The following is a 17,623-nucleotide window of genomic DNA, read 5'->3' as shown; positions in this document are numbered from 1 at the left end:
AGGCAGAGGGTCAAGTTCGCCTAGGGAAACTCTGAACAATCCATCGTGATCTGCCACAATCGATCAACGACCCGAGTAGACGATTTCGATGCAGCTGACCTTCGGCGACGCGGAGTACAACGGCAAGCGCAAGCGGACGCGGCGTGAGGTGTTCTTGGCCGAGATGGACCAGGTCGTGCCGTGGAAGGACCTGCTGGCGCTGATCGAGCCGCACTACCCGAAGTCGGGGCAGCCGGGGCGACAGCCGTATCGGCTGGAGACCATGCTGCGCATCCACTTTTTGCAGCAGTGGTATGCACTGAGCGATCCATCGGCGGAAGAAGCGCTGTACGACACGGTGTCGATGCGCCGTTTCGCCAAGATCGGCGGGCTGGATGAGGTGCCGGACGAGACGACGATTCTCAACTTCCGCCATCTGTTGGAGCAGCACGATTTGGCGCGCAAGCTGTTCAATCGGGTCAACGCGCACCTGTCGCGCAAGGGGCAGAGCTTGCGCGGCGGGACGATCGTGGACGCCACGATCATCGCTGCGCCCAGCTCGACCAAGAACAAGGATGGCGAGCGCGATCCGGAGATGCACCAAACCAAGAAGGGCAACCAGTACTACTTCGGGATGAAGGCGCACATCGGGGTGGACGATGACTCCGGGCTGGTGCACCACGTGGAGTGCACGGCGGCCAACGTGGCCGATATCACACAAGCGCACAAGCTGCTGCACGGCAAGGAGGACACGCTGTGCGCGGACAGCGGCTACACCGGGCTTGAGAAACGCGAGGAGATGAAGCGCAAGCGCAAACTGCGCTACCTGATCGCGGAGAAGCCCTCGAAGCTGAAGCAGATTAAGAACAAGCGCGAACTGAAGTTGGCCAAGCGCTGGGAGCACACAAAAGCCAGCCTGCGTGCAAAGGTGGAACACCCGTTTCGGGTGATCAAGCGCCAGTTTGGCTACGTCAAGGTGCGCTATCGCGGTTTGGCGAAGAACACCGCACAGATGCTGATGCTGTTTGCGCTGTCGAATCTGTGGCTGAAGCGCAAAGAGTTCATTACCGCCGCGGGGTAGGTGCGCCCGTAATCGGGACGATACCCCGAAAAAGCGCCAAAAACGGCGAAAAACCGAGGATCTGAGCGCGGTCACCGCGACCGATATGGCTTACCACATCCTCCGATCGCGTTGTTCAGACCTTCCCTAGAAAGTCGACCTGCCCCCCGTTTCCCCCGCCCACTGCGCGACGAATGCCTCAATGAACACAGATTCCCAACGCTGCTACATGCGCGTACCGCCATCGAACGGTGGCGACGCGAGTACAACAAGGATCGACCCAAAAAAGCGATCGGCGTCATGACACCGGCTGCCTATGCCCAGCACCTGGCCAACAGCGATATCATCAACCACCGACTCCAAACCCGACTGCTACTCAGGATGAGGGGGCGTCGCTGGCTATGTTCTCCAGTGTAAGCACCGATTGAAGCCAGTCTGGATTAACTCGGGCTTCTTACAGTAGAAGTTAAGAGCCCCAGCAGATATGCCAGGGCCCTTTCCAATCACTCACCCAGTGTCTGCATTCGGGTGCGCTCCAATTCCTGCTTGAGCACGAAATTTTCGTCCCGCTCGGTTGGACTTGTTGAACTGGCAATGCTCGCGCTCTTGGCACTGGCGCCTGCAAACATTCCAGCCTGTTTTTCAAGCACTTCCAGGCGCTTCAAATAGTAGTCGCGATGCTGTTTGCTTACATCTTGCAAACCACTCGAATTGAGTTCGAGCAATCGCTGCTCCTTTGGACTGGGTAACGAGCCCTCGTACCGATCAATGAAGCGGTCTACGACCAAGAGCTTTTTTGGTGAGCCTGGCTTAGAAATGATCCGCTGATCCAGATCATGCATGTTTGTCCCGTTGCTTCGATAGATCGTAACGACCGGACTATCTGTTCTCGCCGTAATGATGGCGATATTGTTGAAGAACAAACGGCCGGAGTAGTCAACCAGTGCAACAAGCTCTAAGGTCCCGTCACCATCCAGGTCAATGAACTTGGCTTCGCCAACTATGGGTTGCACGGTGTCGCCATCAAGGTCGTATTGGACGATAAGCCTCTCAGCGACCCTAGCAAGGTCCGGCGTCTGATTGAGCTTGGCGGCTTGGGATGATTGCCAAGTCAAGGGTTGGCCAAGATCGGCGCTCCAAGCGACGAGTGGAGCGGAAGAAGCTATAACGAGTGTGAGTAGTAAGACGTTCATCTTCATTGGATTTTCGACCTCACTTCATTCGTGTAATTTACACCCGTCGGGTTGTTCTGGGTGTTGACCACCCAATTCCAGGAGCCACCAGTGTTAACCGCTCGGTAATACTGATTCTCCAGGCCCGACGCGGCACCGGGGCCGTAGAGCGTGATGGCCATACTCTCAAGTTCTACTCCCGTTAGCTCGCGAATACCCGGGGCTGCGGTGCGCATGCGAAGGTAAAGACGCGCTGCTATGCGCATCTTCTCGCGAAAGAGCGTGTCTGCAGAGGCTGTATTTTCGATCCAACTCCAGCCGTTAAAGACGCCTTGTGAGCCAGTGATTGTGCTGCCTGAGGTTGCAACTTGCATTAGCCCTACATGGCTTCCGCCATCGTAGCTCTCTGTCGGCCATAGGCCTGCATGACCATACTTCGTGCTTTGCGTGAACTGATGGTAGTTGCTTTCCTGGGTTGCAATGCCTGTGTAAAGACGCGGAGTGGGTCCGCCGGTGTAAAGCGAAACCAGGCGCGTGGTGATGGTGTCATTCGGGATCTGACTGCCCAAAATGTAGACATACTCAACCGGGCATGCTTGCGCTGCGCTGGTCGAAGCTGCGACCTTCAAGCGTCCGCCCCGCGACTGATAGTAGAGCTTGTGCGTAGCAGTGCCATTCGTGGTGAAAGTGCTGGTGAGGCCTGGCATTGACCGAGGTGTGGATGTGTCGTATTCCAGCTCGGCGGTCCAGTTCACAGTGCCGGTTGCCGCGCTACCTGCTGCAGTGAAGCTAATGTCCTCAGACCGTGTCTGGTTCTGCTGGTTAAGCTCGAACTCTGCATCTTTGGTCGGAATTGAAATACGCAACGCGCCGCCGCTTTGAGCGCTGAATTGTAGATTGTCGATGGCAAAGCCATTTTGATCCCCGCCCGCGTCCGCAATTTGGAAAGAGTGCGTGCCCGCGGGTGCAGTAAAGGTCACAATACCGGTGGACTGGTTGCTTGCTGTGCTAAGAACTGCACCATTGATGTCGCGAAATTCGACCACGGTGGAGGCTACTTGATCGAAGTATCCGGCTTGGAAGCTTAGCGAGGTTGCAGTCAGCTTCGTAGCAGGATTGCTGGGATCAACCAGTTCAGCAACGATCGGGCCCTGGAACTTGGGCGTGCCGGATAATACAGGTGAGCTTGGATTGAAGCTATCCGACACAATTTGCGCTGCCGGACTTGCAGGGAAATTGAAGCCTTTGCCTTGATACTGCGTGGTAATGGTAGTTCCAACCGGAAACTCACTGAATGTCAGTTGTGCGCTCGTTGATGCGCACTGTTGTGCGAAACCTGGCCCAGCTACGCTTATTGTCATAGCGAGAAGCGAGATACGGCTACGATTGGTTGCCATCATTTTCATCCATTTCCTTGGTTGATTAGTCCTGATCTTGATCTTGAGCGGCGAGACGGTATTTGCCTCTTTTGAATGAGCAGAAAGATGACATGCAGGGACAGCCCTTCCGTGTGCGACGAAAGTTAGAGGGCGGGTCTGTGGGCGCGCTACATGCGTCATACAGTCCTTATGAACAGGCCGCTTTGCTGCGTCCTGGAGGCACTTCCTGTGTATGGCGTTCCGCCTCGTGCGGCGCCATCGGTGCTGTATACGCCATCGCTGCGATCAGGGCAACACCCTACTCTGGTAACTTATGAAATTAGAGCCTGTTATAAACTTGAGGCTGGCGCGGGTATCCTAAATGGATGAACCGCCCCGAAAAGTTGGAAGGCTGTTTGGTTTGAGTCACGCCACTTTGGCGTAACCGGCCTGTTGTCGATAGTAAGCGTCTTCGGCTTCTGCTGACGGAATGTTACCGATCAACCCCAGCAAGCGTTTGTGTTCGACGCCCCCCCGAGTTTGAGTAGCACATCGGTTTGGATTCCAATTCTCCTACTCCGAGGAGATTGGGCGTGAAGAAGCGGTTTTCCGAAGATCAGACCATCAGCTCCTTGCGCGAAGCCGAGGCCGGTGCAGCAATCAAGGATCGATGGCGGCGGCACGGCTTCAGTGATGCCTCGTATTACCTGTGGCGCAGCAAGTTCGGCGGCATGAGCGTGCCCAATGCCTCGCGGCTCACGCATCTGGAGTCCGAGAACGCACGGCTGAAGAGGTTGCTGGCCGAACCGCTGTTCGAGAACGACTTGATCAGAGAAGCGCTGCGAACAAAATAGTCAGCGACCCGGCGCGCGAGTGGATCCAAGGCGGTGCCGGCGAACGTTGCCCCTAGCAGCGTTCGGCATGAGCGCCAGTGCGCTGCGCTATTGTCCGCGCGAGGATCGCAACATTGAGTTGCGCGAGCGCATCCTTGCGTTGGCACATCGCCATCGCCGCGATGGCGCAGGGATGATCTATCTCAAATTGAGACAGGTAGGTTGTGTCGTGAACTCCAAGCGTGTGGAGAGGTTGTATGCGAGCAGCACCTGCAAGTGCGGCGCGGCAGGCGCAGAAAAGTGTCGATCAGTGAGCGTCAACCGCTTCTGCGGCCAGTGCAGGTCAACCAGGTATGGCCGATGGATTTCGTGTTCGACCGCACAGCCGAAGCCCGGGCAACCAAGTGCCTGGTGATCGTGGACGATGCCACGCACGAAGCAGTCGCCATTAGAGGTGGAGCGCGCCATCTTCGGCCATGGTGTGGCACGCGTGCTGGAGCGACTGGCGCACAGTCGCGGCCTGCCAAAGACGATCCGTAACGAGCGTGCCTTCCCTCGGGGCATCACGGCGGGAATTCTGCGGCAAGGCCATGGTTGCCTGGGCGCACGATCATGGCGTCCAGTTACGGCTGATACAACCCGGAAAGCCAAACCAAAATGCCTACGTCGAATCGGTCAATGGCCCACTGACATCGGACGGTGGCGACGCTAGTACAACGAGAATCGACCCAAAAAAGCGATCGGCGTCATGGCACCGGCTTCCTACGCCCAGCACCTAGCCAACAGCGAGATCATCAACCACAGACTCCAAACCCGACTGCTACTTAGGATGGGGGACGTCGGGGTATGTATGGGTTTCCGGGCGAACAAGAAAAAAGCCCTCGGCAGTGGTTCCGCTCGGGGTCTTGCTCAGGGCGTGGCATCGGCACGCAAAGAGGAGGAGGCCGCAAGGCAGAGGGTCAAGTCCGCTCAGAAAGTCGACCTGACCTCATTTTCGATCACTCAGGATAATTCCTTCGCAAAGGACGTCGTCGCTTCTCGCAAAAAATCCCGTTCCTGCGCCACCTGACGTATCTATGGGCGTCGGAATGCGCGATCACCTCAAGAATTCTCAGATGGGTCTCAGTTGTTGAGTCGACCAGTTGCTGCGCGTGCCGAGGAGCTTCCCGCGACCATCCAACTTGTCGAGTGACCATGACCACCACCGCTTTTTGGACCCTGGCCGATTGGCAATCGGCGTATGCGCAGGGCGCCGCTCCTGCCCAACTGCTGTCTTCCCTCATCGCCGGCCTGCCGCAAGGTGATGTCGCCTGGATTTCCCTGCTCTCCCTGGACGGTCTGCAGTCGCGGCTTGCCGGACTTGCCCAACAACTGATGCGCGTTGGCGGCGACCTGTCCAAGCTGCCCCTCTACGGCGTGCCCTTCGCCGCGAAGGACAACATCGATGTCGCGGGGTTGCCCACGACCTGTGCCTGCCCGGAATTCGCTTACCAGCCGACGCACAACGCCACCGTGATCGATCGGCTTGAAGCCGCTGGCGCGGTGGTCATCGGCAAGACCAACCTCGACCAGTTCGCCACCGGCCTGGTGGGCACGCGCTCGCCCTATGGCCCGGTGCCCAATGCCTTCAAGGCCGAGTACATCAGTGGTGGATCCAGTTCGGGCTCGGCCTCCGTGGTGGCCCGTGGCCTGGTGCCGTTTGCGCTGGGCACCGATACCGCCGGCTCCGGCCGCGTGCCGGCCGGCCACAACAACCTGGTAGGCCTGAAGCCTACGCGCGGAATGGTCAGCACCAGCGGACTGGTGCCTGCCTGCCGTACGCTGGATTGCATCACGGTGCTGGCGCTGAGCGTAGATGACGCCGATGCAGCGCTGCGCGTGATGGGCGGCTTCGATGCCTCCGATGCGTATTCGCGTCAGGCACCGGTCCGTCCCGCCAGCTGGCCCGCCAGGCCCGTGCTGGGCATTCCCGCCTCGCCCGACTGGTTTGGCGACATCCAGGCCGAGCGCGTCTACACCGATGCGCTGCGACAGTTGCAAACCATCGGCGTGGAACTGGAGCCGATCGACTTCGCGCCGTTGTTCGAGGTCGCTGCGCTGCTCTACGAAGGCCCCTGGGTCGGCGAACGCTACGCCGCCATCGAGGAGCTGATGAACGCCAAGCCAGAGGTCGTGCACCCGGTGGTGCGCGACATCGTCCAAAAGGCGACGAATTACAGCGCGGTGGACGCCTACAAGGCCGAGTACCGCCGCATGGCGCTGGCACGCAAGGCCGACGCTCTCATGCAAGGCCTGGATGGCCTGCTAGTGCCCACCGCGCCCAGCATCTACACCATCGAGCAGTTGCTGGCCGACCCGGTGACGATGAACGCGCGCATGGGCGTCTACACGAACTTCGTGAACCTGCTCGACTTTAGCGCCATTGCGCTGCCGGCCGGCATGCGCGCCGATGGGTTGCCGGCCGGCATCACGCTGATCGCACCGGCTTGGCACGAGGCGCGGCTGGTCGCGTTCGGCCGGCGCTGGCAGGCGGCCGCGCCTTGGAAGCGCGGTGCTTCGCAGCAGGATCTGCCACCGGTCGATGCGCCAGCCGCCCCAAGCCTCGATGGCCAAGTCGTCGTCGCGGTCGTCGGCGCGCACCTATCGGGCATGCCTTTGAACGGGCAGCTCACCGAGCGCGGCGCCACGCTGCTGGAGAGCACGCACACCTCGGCGGCGTATCGCCTCTATGCCTTGCCCGGCACCGTGCCGCCCAAGCCGGGGCTGCTGCGCGCGGGCGAAGGCGCGCCCATCGCGGTCGAACTATGGGCCATGCCGGTCGAGCGCTATGGCTCCTTCGTCGCCTTGATCCCATCGCCCTTGGGTATCGGCAGCCTGGATCTGATCGATGGCCGCACGGTCCAGGGGTTCGTCTGCGAGTCCTGGGCCACGCGGGGAGCGGAGGACATCACTGTGCTGGGCGGTTGGCGTGCCTACGTCGCCCGGAAGGACTAGACCATCGCGCACGAACTTCACCTACCCATTCGCAGTGGGCTCCGGTCCGAAGCCAAGCCGCTGCATCGACCGGAGCACGCCATATGTTCAAGAAGGTCCTCATCGCCAATCGTGGGGAGATCGCGGTGCGCATCGCGCGCACGCTCAAGAAGATGGGGGTGACATCGGTCGCGGTGTATTCCGACGCCGACCATGACAGCCTGCACGTGAGCGTTGCCGACGAAGCGGTGGCGCTGAACAGCGGCGGTGGCAGCAGCGCCGCCGAGACCTACTTGCGTGGCGATCGCATCCTGGAGATTGCCCGGACGACCGGTGCCGGGGCCGTCATCCCCGGCTATGGGTTTCTGTCCGAAAACACCGCGTTCGCCGAGCAATGTGCGCAGGCCGGCGTCGTCTTCGTCGGCCCCACACCCGAGCAAGTGCGCCGCTTTGGCCTCAAGCACACCGCGCGCGCGATCGCCGAGGCCGCCGGCGTGCCGCTGACACCTGGCACCGGCCTGTTGCAACGTCTGGACGATGCGAAAGTCGCCGCACAGCGCATCGGGTATCCCGTCATGCTCAAGAGCACGGCCGGCGGCGGTGGCATCGGTCTGTCGCGCTGCGATAACGCCGCCGAACTGGCCACGGCCTACGATTCGGTGCAGCGCCTTGGCCAGAACTTCTTCAAGGACAGCGGCGTGTTCATCGAACGCTTCGTTGCCGATGCGCGCCATGTCGAAGTGCAGATCTTCGGCGACGGCAAGGGCCGCGTTGTGGCGCTGGGCGAGCGCGACTGCTCGCTGCAGCGGCGGCACCAGAAGGTGGTTGAGGAAACACCTGCGCCGCACCTGCCGCACGCGACCCGCGCCGCCTTGCTGGACGCCGCCGTGAAGCTGGGCGAAGCGGTGAACTATGTCTCGGCCGGCACGGTGGAATTCATTTATGACGCTGCGCGCGATGCCTTCTATTTTCTTGAGGTCAACACGCGCCTGCAGGTCGAGCATCCCATCACCGAGGCGGTCACCGGGCTGGACCTGGTCGAATGGATGCTGCGCATTGCCGCTGGCGAGCCGCCATCCTTCGACGATCTGCCCACACCGCGGGGCGCTGCCATCGAAGTGCGCGTCTATGCCGAGAACCCGGTGCGCGGCTTTCAGCCTGCGCCCGGCGTACTGACCGATGTTCAGTTCCCCGAAGGCGTGCGCGTGGACACATGGGTGCAGACCGGTACCGAGGTGTCTGCCCATTACGACCCACTGATCGCCAAGGTCATCGCCCACGGCTCAGACCGTGAGCAAGCCCGCCAGAAATTGCTGATGGCGCTGGAGTCGACGCGCCTTGACGGCAGCGCCACCAACCTGGACTACCTGCGCAGCATCGTGCAAAGCAGGGAATTTTCGGCCGGGACGGTGTCCACCTCGTTGCTGGACCGCTACGACTATGTCTCGCCCGTGGTCGAGGTGCTGGAATCGGGGACCTACACGACGGTGCAGGATTACCCTGGGCGTACCGGCTATTGGGACATCGGCGTGCCGCCCTCCGGACCGATGGACGACTATGCCTTTCGCCTTGCCAACAGCATCGTCGGCAACCACGAGAGCGCTGCCGGCCTGGAATGCACGCTGCAAGGGCCGACACTCAAGTTCCATGGCGATGCGGTGATCGCGCTCACCGGCGCGCCGGCACCGGCGACCCTGGACGACGGTGAACCGCTGCCCTGGTGGACGCCGATCGCAGTGCGCGCCGGCCAGGTGCTGCGCATCGCCAAGGCCAGCAGCGGTTGCCGCAGCTACATCGCGATCCGGCGTGGCATCGATGTGCCCGAGTACCTGGGCAGCAGGTCCACCTTCGTGCTCGGGCAGTTCGGCGGCCATGCCGGGCGCACGCTGCGCGTGGGCGATGTGCTGCCCATCAGCCGGCCCGAGCTGGCGGTCTGCGCCACGCCAGCGCCGGCCTGCGTGCCGGCCATGGCACCGCACGAACTGGTGCCCAGCTATGGCAAGCACTGGGACATCGGCGTGTTGTACGGCCCCCACGGCGCACCGGATTTCTTCAGCGAAGACAGCATCGCCAGTTTTTTCACCACCGACTACCAGGTGCACTACAACTCCAACCGCCTGGGTGTGCGGCTGGTGGGCCCCACGCCCAAGTGGACGCGCAGCGACGGCGGCGAGGCCGGGCTGCATCCATCGAATGTGCACGACTGCGTGTATGCCATCGGCAGCATCAACTTCACCGGCGATACGCCGGTGATCCTGACCTGCGATGGCCCCAGCCTGGGCGGCTTCGTGTGCCCGGCAACCATCGTCAAGGCCGAGCTCTGGAAGGTGGGCCAGGTCAAGCCGGGCGACACCATCCGTTTCAGGCGCATGGGCTTCGATGAAGCCCTGGCGCTGGAGAAGGCGCAGGACGAGGCCATCCGCCTGCTGCGCCCGCTGCCGGACCTGCCCGCGCTGGATCTTCCCGCGGCACCGGCGACGGTTTCCGAATGCGTGCTGGCCGAGCTGTCTGCCGAAGGCGAACGCCCGGCCGTGGCCTACCGGCAGGCTGGCGACAAGTACATCCTGCTCGAATACGGCCCCAACGTACTCGACCTTCGGCTGCGGCTGCGCGTCCATCTACTCATGGAAGCGCTCAAGGCCGCGAAGCTGGACGGCGTGCATGAGCTTTCGCCCGGCGTGCGCTCTGTGCAAATCCACTACGACAGCCGCGTCATCGCGCAGTCGGTACTGGTCGAACGCCTGATCGCCTTGGAAACGCAATTGCCCAGCGTGGAGGGTCTTCAGGTCCCGAGCCGCATCGTGCATCTCCCCATGGCCTTCGAGGATTCGGCCACGCTGGGCGCGGTCACGCGCTACATCGAAACGGTGAAGGGCGACGCCCCCTGGCTGCCCAACAACGTGGACTTCATCCAGCGCATCAACGGCCTGGAAAGCCGCGAGGATGTTCGCACCACGGTGTTTGAAGCCAGCTACATGGTGCTGGGGCTGGGCGACGTGTACCTGGGCGCGCCCTGTGCCGTGCCGCTGGACCCGCGCCATCGGCTGCTCACGTCCAAGTACAACCCGGCACGCACCTTCACGGCTGAAGGCACGGTGGGCATTGGCGGCGTGTACATGTGCATCTATGGCATGGACTCGCCCGGCGGCTACCAGCTTGTGGGCCGTACGGTGCCGATCTGGAACACGTTCCTGAGAAACCGCCAGTTCGGTGCGGAACCCTGGCTGCTGCGCTTCTTCGACCGGGTGCGCTTCTATGCAGTGACCGAAGTCGAACTGGATCGGTTCCGGGCCGACTTCCGTGCCGGCCGCACGCACATCAAAGTCGAAGATGCTGTGTTTGATCTGGCCGAGCACGAGCGGCTGCTAGCGCAAGACGCAAGCAGTATCGACGCATTCCGGGAGCGGCAGCAGGCCGCCTACGCCGCCGAAGTGGCGCTGTGGCAGAACGACCCCAAGGTGGACGCGGTGGAGGATGCCGAGGAGGCCGTCATGCAGGCTGTCCACGGAAGCGCGGTGGTGGCGGACATGTGGGGCAATGTGTGGAAGGTTCTTGTCGACGTCGGACAGCAAGTCCAGATCGGCGAACCGCTGGTGATCCTGGAAGCCATGAAGATGGAGTTCCAGGTCGCCGCACGTCAGGCAGGAACGGTCGCGGCCTTGCATTGCAAGGCGGGCAAGCCTGTCGCCGCGGGAGACGCGTTGGTGGTGATTCGACCGCACCCTGTGGCTGCGACTGCGCCTCACGCGTGACGTGGCGTCGCCGCGGTCGGTATGCCTGCGACGTCGGCAACAGCACGGGAGCGCCAGTGCTCCCTAGTGGAGAGCTTCTTCGGCCAGCCCGAAGGCGAGAGGATCGGGCGATGTTTCTCTATTGCCCAGGTGCGCCGCCCGCGCAGAGGTGCTCGATTGCATCGGGATATTCAACACTCCCGACGCCACCTTAGTTCAATGAGCGACCTGTTTCCTGAGAGTTTGAACGGCGCTACGCGCAACGGGTGTCTCGAGTGTCTACGAAACCCTGGGCGTATCAGGTCAAGTGCACTCAGAAGGTCGGGCTGAGCGGGTTTCCAGATCGCCTGGCGGCAAGGCGGGTCGGTGTAGCCTACCCCTTCACCGACGCAGTCTGCCCGACGCTAGCCTGCGAAGGCAGATCCATATCCAAGGAGTGGGAATGAAAGCGTTTCACGTGCGCGGGAGTGTGTGGAAGGCCGATGGCAAGCATCCTGTATTGCCCACTGAAGCCATGGTCGAATGCGCGAGCGAAGAAGACATCGCCGATGCGCTTAGCGATGCTTATGGACGGCTGGCGAGTGACTTCGCTGTCGTAGACGGTGCTGATGGCACCAGTGATCCGAGCGTGATTCCATCCTTGGACGAGCGCCATACCTGACGATTAGACTCTGGCGGCAACGAAGCACATCGAGCATCCACGGAGCCTCAGCTTGCGGTTACTGATTCGCAGCATTGTGGTGTTTACCCTTTCGTTAGGCACGCTGGCCTGTGCTCAGGGACCGGGGACTGACCATGCCTCTCAGGAGAAAACGATGGAAGGACATCCCCCCAGCGCCGCAGACGTGCGCTCCGAGCAAGACAAAGGCGCTGCTATTGCGGACAGGGCTGCAGACGAGGCCAGCCGGCGAGCCGCTCCCAATGCTGTGGTGTTGGGCGATTACCCACCATTGCCGCAAGGCCCGGCGCTAACGTCAGGTGTATTGGTCGAAGCCATCGTTCGAATGGCCAAATCATTCGAAACCAGAGCAGACATGGCGCCGATGCATGTTGCGCAAGTGTCAGGGCTTAAGGTGGCGCCAGACAGTCAAGGGCGGCGCACAGGGCTCCAGGGCGCACTAGTTGCGGGGCGATACGAGTTCGCTGTGTGGAAGCCCTACGCACGTCATCCTGGCCACACCATCGAGCTGACCGTGCAGCCATCCGAGGCCTGCGAGCTGTCGTTCAAATCGCTGCATGACCCGTTGGTTGCCGCCGGGTTCGGTGTGACCAAGAGCGCGGTGGGCTTCAAGCCGAGGGTTTACTTTGAGCGAGCACTCGCAGAAGGGCTTGGCTTGTATGTGGTCGTCAGCACGGACAAGCACGACGACCCACGCTGCGTTTCGCGGGTGAGGCTCGAAATGGAGCCGCGTGATGGCTGATCAGCGCGATATTGACCGGTTGCTACAGGACCTGGAGCAGCAGCCGGGCCTCCCCAAGGGCGCAGTGCGTGACCTTCGAGAGGCCATCGATACATCGCCTTATTTGACTTCGGTGATGACGCAAGCCATCGACCTGGGCACCTTGCGTCGCATGGAAGTGTCCAACCATCCGAACGAGGGCGGGCACTACGATGACAAGACGGGCACCGTCAGCATCAACACCTCGATTTTCGCGCCGTCCATCCGGTCCGACCGCTTGGACATGTTGGCCGGAACATTGGGACACGAGACCGGGCATGCGCTGATGGCGCCGTCGGCGCAGGTTTCCCTGAACACCTTTGTGTTCAAGCTCGATACCGCTCTAAAAGACGGCGTCCAATACGGTGAGTCGGTGGTTGATGTGACCGCGCCATCCAAGGACTACTTCGCGTCCGCGAGGCAGAACGAAGCCTTAGCAGAGTTGGTGAGCATGAATTCCGTTGCCAGTCGAGTGACGACGACCACGGGAGAGTTCAACCAGGCCCAGTTTCTGCGTCGCGTCGAGCCAATAACCGCTTGCGTGAAAGACGGAAAGCTAGAGCCAGGCATCCATTTGGACGAGCGCGGACTTCAGCGGACGGGAAACAGCATTTCCAGTCCTGCCGTGGAAGCGGTCGCCGTGTGTCACTTCGATCGAAGTGACAGCAGTATGGGCAGTCAGGGCAGTTCCAACTACACCGGTTATTACGCGGCCGATGCCGTGAGTGCGGGCGCTGCCTTGCTGAAAGAGCGCGCAGGCTCGACTACCCAGGCGTTGCCGCGCCTGGGTTACAACCTCGCAGAGCTCGGCACCGATACGGCCAAGCTGGAGGGCGCCGGTCTGAACTTGGGCGGGCAGGGCAGAGTGTTTGGATTCGTCGATACCTCCCATGGTCAGCAGCGAGAAGTCGAGGTGCGTCAACAGGGCACAGCGCAGCATCGCCCGGATATTGAGCCTCTCTCGCTTCAGTCACCTTCGCGGGTGCTGGCCGACAATCCCGCTCACTCGGACCACTCGACCTATCAGCAGATCCACTCCTGGGTGCAGGGCACCGGCAACTGGAACGACGAAGAGAGCCGGAACGTCACCGCAGCCCTCTACAAGCAGCAGATCGAAGACCCTTTGCTGAAGCGCGTGGACCATGTCACAGGCGGCCTGGGGAAGGATGGTGCCCACAACGTCTTTGCGGTTTACGCCCCGCATGGGATGGGAGTCGCGCCCATGTTTCACGCACATGTCGATGGGCGCGAGGCGTCCCGGCAGCCGGCCCAGCAGAGCCTGCAGCAATCGGAGGCCATCAAACAAGATCAGGTGCGTCAGCAGGCGTTGGAGCAAACTCAGCAGCAGGCAACCCAACAGGAGCAGGGGCCTCGAATGACGATGTAGAGACCAAATGTCTCGTTCCCGTTATTGAGCTGCCCCGTGAAGCTGGGACGCTCCATCTCTTGAGAAGATGGGGCCATGAGCAAGACGAAGTATTCCTTGGAAAGAAGAACGGCGTTAGGTTTACTCAAAAAAGGTCAACCTGACTCCGTTTTCAGACGAAATACCGGACGAGGCGTGTGAGAGGCATGGGGAAGGTCGCCGTAGATCGCTTCCGCTCAAATTTTTTCTTCAGAAGAGCAGCGTGACCGCCAATTCTGATTGGCGAGCGGAATTTGACATCTGGGGAGAAACTAAGCAGCGACGCTATCAGTAATTTGTTGTGCCTCCTGCAACAGGCGAAACGCCGCCTGCCTTCATTGTTTTGGTGCCTTGGGACGGCGGTCATTGATAAATTGCACAGAAAAATGCTCAAATTAGGCGCTGTCAAGAACTCCGAAAAAAAGCCCGAGTCTTTTACGGACTTTTTGCATTGTACGTCTCTCGGAAATGTTGCTCAGCCCGCTAGCCATATTCGTCGGTCCGGCTTTAGTATTGTCTCCAAAAAAATTTTGAGCATGACGTTAATGGCATATCTAGATATCAATCGGTTGCTTGGTGGTGCTGGTCATGCCGAGAAAGTGCCAGGTGACTGGGAAGACGGCTTCGAAACCTGGCAGAAGAATGGCGTGGATGCCACCCGTTACGCTAGGCGCGAATACAACGTCCGCGGGCACGAAGTTACGGTCTGGGTAGACGAAGCGTTGAAGGCCGAAGATGCGCGCGCCATTATCGAGTGGTGGACGGTCTGCTTTGACGAAAGAGCATTTGCAGCCCAGAAGGAGCTACTTAAAGAAGGGATGAGCACAGCAGGCCAGTACACCAACGTGATTATGCTTGCTGGATACGCTGCGTTATTTGCAATCTGGAGTCAGATGAAGGATAGGTTCACTGACAATACAATGCTTGCGGCCGCAATTTTAATGATTGTTTCCCTGTCGTTTTTTGTGGGCTGGGAACTCTACGGAATGACGATACGTTCGCGAAATCTTCTCGGCATGGCCAAAAGCGTTGCTGATTTGAAGAGTTTTCCGAAGAGGATGCTTGCGCACTCATAATATATGCAAAATATAGCCCGGCGTTCTGCGAAAGCGTGGGTCGTCTGCAGCGGAATCGCAACGCTCACTGGCGTTGGCGCAATGCTCGTCTTGCTCAGCGCTTTTATCCATGGACTGATGCAAAAAATATAGTGCTTGTACCGGCGATAACTCTAAATTTGTAGCAGCTTTCGTGCTCCCAGGCATTCACGTAAGCTCCCCCGTCAAGCAGACAGTCCAAAAGTAGACCTTCTGGCGTGTTGGTTGCGGTACTCGGTCGGCGTTAGGGAAGGTCTGAACAACGCGATCGGAGGATGTGGTAAGCCATATCGGTCGCGGTGACCGCGCTCAGATCCTCGGTTTTTCGCCGTTTTTGGCGCTTTTTCGGGGTATCGTCCCGATTACGGGCGCACCTACCCCGCGGCGGTAATGAACTCTTTGCGCTTCAGCCACAGATTCGACAGCGCACACAGCATCAGCATCTGTGCGGTGTTCTTCGCCAAACCGCGATAGCGCACCTTGACGTAGCCAAACTGGCGCTTGATCACCCGAAACGGGTGTTCCACCTTTGCACGCAGGCTGGCTTTTGTGTGCTCCCAGCGCTTGGCCAACTTCAGTTCGCGCTTGTTCTTAATCTGCTTCAGCTTCGAGGGCTTCTCCGCGATCAGGTAGCGCAGTTTGCGCTTGCGCTTCATCTCCTCGCGTTTCTCAAGCCCGGTGTAGCCGCTGTCCGCGCACAGCGTGTCCTCCTTGCCGTGCAGCAGCTTGTGCGCTTGTGTGATATCGGCCACGTTGGCCGCCGTGCACTCCACGTGGTGCACCAGCCCGGAGTCATCGTCCACCCCGATGTGCGCCTTCATCCCGAAGTAGTACTGGTTGCCCTTCTTGGTTTGGTGCATCTCCGGATCGCGCTCGCCATCCTTGTTCTTGGTCGAGCTGGGCGCAGCGATGATCGTGGCGTCCACGATCGTCCCGCCGCGCAAGCTCTGCCCCTTGCGCGACAGGTGCGCGTTGACCCGATTGAACAGCTTGCGCGCCAAATCGTGCTGCTCCAACAGATGGCGGAAGTTGAGAATCGTCGTCTCGTCCGGCACCTCATCCAGCCCGCCGATCTTGGCGAAACGGCGCATCGACACCGTGTCGTACAGCGCTTCTTCCGCCGATGGATCGCTCAGTGCATACCACTGCTGCAAAAAGTGGATGCGCAGCATGGTCTCCAGCCGATACGGCTGTCGCCCCGGCTGCCCCGACTTCGGGTAGTGCGGCTCGATCAGCGCCAGCAGGTCCTTCCACGGCACGACCTGGTCCATCTCGGCCAAGAACACCTCACGCCGCGTCCGCTTGCGCTTGCCGTTGTACTCCGCGTCGCCGAAGGTCAGCTGCATCGAAATCGTCTACTCGGGTCGTTGATCGATTGTGGCAGATCACGATGGATTGTTCAGAGTTTCCTTAGGCCGCCGAGCGCGTCATGGGGCCGCTGTTCGTTGTAATCGATCATCCACCAATGGGTAGCTTCGCGGATATCGTCGAGGCGGGTGAAGAGGTGCTGGTCGAGCACTTCTTCCCGGAAGGTGCGGTTGAAACGTTCGATGAAGGCGTTCTGGTTCGGCTTGCCGGGCTGGATGTACTGGATCGCCACGCCATTGACCTTCAGCCAGCTGGTAAATGCGTCGCCCAGAAACTCTGGTCCGTTGTCGGAACGCACGACCTGCGGCAGGCCATGATCGTGCTTGATCTGCTCGAACACGCGTACCAGACGATGCGAGTTGATCGACGTATCCACCTCGATGTGGAGCACCTCGCGGTTGAAGTCGTCGACCACGTTGAAGGTGCGGAAGCGTCGGCCGCACGCCAGAGCGTCGCTCATGAAGTCGACCGACCAGACGGTATCAGGCAACCTTGGGACATACAGCGCGACACGCTCGCGCTTGGGAAGCCGCCGCTTCGCAGCGCGGCGCAGGTTGAGCCGCATGGCCTTGTACACGCGATAGATTCGCTTCGGGTTCCAGTCAGGTCGCGTCCTGCGCAGTACGTCGCTGCATTTCCAAAAGCCGCGACTGGGGCGGTCTTCGACGACACGTGCGATCGCCGCGATCAACTCGGCATCGCGTACTGTCCAGTCGAGCGGTGGCGCATACCACGCCGCACGTGCAAGCCCGACGCATGCACAGGACCGACGCAGCGGCCGCGCGTGTACCTCGATCAGGTACCGCACGGCCTCGCGCTTGCGCGCCGGCCCTAGAGTTTTTTTGCGATGAGATCCTTCATGGCCGCATTGTCGAGCGCCAACTCGGCGTACATCCGCTTGAGCTTGGCGTTCTCCGACTCAAGCTCCTTGACCCGCCGCAGCTCCGAAGCCTCCAGGCCTCCGTACTTACTCTTCCACTGGTAGTACGTCGCTGTGCTGATACCAACCTGGCGACAGACGTCCTTGACCGGCACGCCGGCGTCGGCCTGCTTGAGCGTCGCGACGATCTGCGTCTCGGTGAACTTTGAGGTGCGCATAGAACCTCCTGGCTGAGGTAACGATGCCAGAAATATCCACTTATGCGGTGTCTGTCAGGCTGGGGGGTAATCCCCCCACAGGTTAGCTGACGCCAGAAGTGGAATTTTCTCGT

At 60.5% G+C, this 17,623-nt stretch carries 10 protein-coding genes and 3 pseudogenes; 9 read left to right on the top strand and 4 right to left on the bottom strand.

Going from position 1 to position 17,623, the window contains the following annotated elements; genetic code table 11:
• The first annotated feature begins 88 nt into the window (after positions 1-88).
• The gene (locus ACCQ03_RS21680; protein WP_150147813.1) at positions 89-1,060 is read left to right on the top strand and encodes an IS5 family transposase; all 972 of its coding nucleotides are present in this window, start codon (positions 89-91) and stop codon (positions 1,058-1,060) included.
• 162 nt (positions 1,061-1,222) lie between these two features.
• Positions 1,223-1,456 (top strand): annotated as a pseudogene (locus ACCQ03_RS21675) (integrase core domain-containing protein); the annotation flags it as partial.
• Between the two features lie 86 nt (positions 1,457-1,542).
• On the opposite strand, the gene ACCQ03_RS21670 reads toward ACCQ03_RS21675, so the two are convergent.
• Positions 1,543-2,238 carry a hypothetical protein gene (locus ACCQ03_RS21670; RefSeq protein WP_057678182.1) on the bottom strand — a complete coding sequence of 232 codons (696 nt, stop codon included), beginning with the start codon at positions 2,236-2,238 and terminating at the stop codon, positions 1,543-1,545.
• Positions 2,235-3,617 (bottom strand): hypothetical protein, encoded by a 1,383-nt coding sequence (locus tag ACCQ03_RS21665; RefSeq protein WP_244664244.1) that lies wholly within the window; start codon positions 3,615-3,617, stop codon positions 2,235-2,237. Before ACCQ03_RS21665 ends, ACCQ03_RS21670 begins: the two co-directional genes overlap by 4 nt.
• A gap of 545 nt (positions 3,618-4,162) precedes the next feature.
• Here ACCQ03_RS21665 and ACCQ03_RS21660 point away from each other — a divergent pair.
• The 7 genes and pseudogenes from ACCQ03_RS21660 to ACCQ03_RS21630 all read left to right on the top strand — a co-directional run.
• Positions 4,163-5,201 (top strand): annotated as a pseudogene (locus ACCQ03_RS21660) (IS3 family transposase); the annotation flags it as partial.
• A gap of 395 nt (positions 5,202-5,596) precedes the next feature.
• Positions 5,597-7,396: an allophanate hydrolase gene (atzF, locus tag ACCQ03_RS21655; RefSeq protein ID WP_209227922.1), complete on the top strand. Its 1,800-nt coding sequence runs from the start codon at positions 5,597-5,599 to the stop codon at positions 7,394-7,396.
• An 83-nt stretch (positions 7,397-7,479) separates the two neighbouring features.
• Positions 7,480-11,127 (top strand): urea carboxylase, encoded by a 3,648-nt coding sequence (uca, locus tag ACCQ03_RS21650; RefSeq protein ID WP_209227920.1) that lies wholly within the window; start codon positions 7,480-7,482, stop codon positions 11,125-11,127.
• Between the two features lie 421 nt (positions 11,128-11,548).
• The gene (locus ACCQ03_RS21645; protein ID WP_081023071.1) at positions 11,549-11,767 is read left to right on the top strand and encodes a hypothetical protein; all 219 of its coding nucleotides are present in this window, start codon (positions 11,549-11,551) and stop codon (positions 11,765-11,767) included.
• Positions 11,768-11,819: 52 nt separating this feature from the next.
• Positions 11,820-12,527 (top strand): hypothetical protein, encoded by a 708-nt coding sequence (locus ACCQ03_RS21640; protein WP_139790887.1) that lies wholly within the window; start codon positions 11,820-11,822, stop codon positions 12,525-12,527.
• Between the two features lie 988 nt (positions 12,528-13,515).
• Positions 13,516-13,932, top strand: a pseudogene (locus ACCQ03_RS21635) (XVIPCD domain-containing protein); the annotation flags it as partial.
• Positions 13,933-14,246: 314 nt separating this feature from the next.
• Positions 14,247-15,026 carry a hypothetical protein gene (locus tag ACCQ03_RS21630; RefSeq protein WP_139790885.1) on the top strand — a complete coding sequence of 260 codons (780 nt, stop codon included), beginning with the start codon at positions 14,247-14,249 and terminating at the stop codon, positions 15,024-15,026.
• 392 nt (positions 15,027-15,418) lie between these two features.
• Here the strand turns inward: ACCQ03_RS21630 and ACCQ03_RS21625 are convergent, their stop codons facing one another.
• Positions 15,419-16,390 carry an IS5 family transposase gene (locus ACCQ03_RS21625; RefSeq protein ID WP_372359820.1) on the bottom strand — a complete coding sequence of 324 codons (972 nt, stop codon included), beginning with the start codon at positions 16,388-16,390 and terminating at the stop codon, positions 15,419-15,421.
• Between the two features lie 53 nt (positions 16,391-16,443).
• A protein-coding gene (locus tag ACCQ03_RS21620; RefSeq protein ID WP_372359836.1) for an IS3 family transposase occupies positions 16,444-17,510 on the bottom strand; the annotation gives its coding sequence in 2 pieces (ribosomal slippage) (positions 16,444-17,253 and positions 17,256-17,510; 1,065 coding nt in all).
• Positions 17,511-17,623: the final 113 nt, after the last annotated feature.

Source organism: Xanthomonas sp. NCPPB 3569, from assembly GCF_041475645.2.
Taxonomy (GTDB): domain Bacteria; phylum Pseudomonadota; class Gammaproteobacteria; order Xanthomonadales; family Xanthomonadaceae; genus Xanthomonas; species Xanthomonas phaseoli.
The sequence above is the reverse complement of the archived record's forward strand: the minus strand, read 5'-3'. Positions and strand labels throughout refer to the sequence as shown.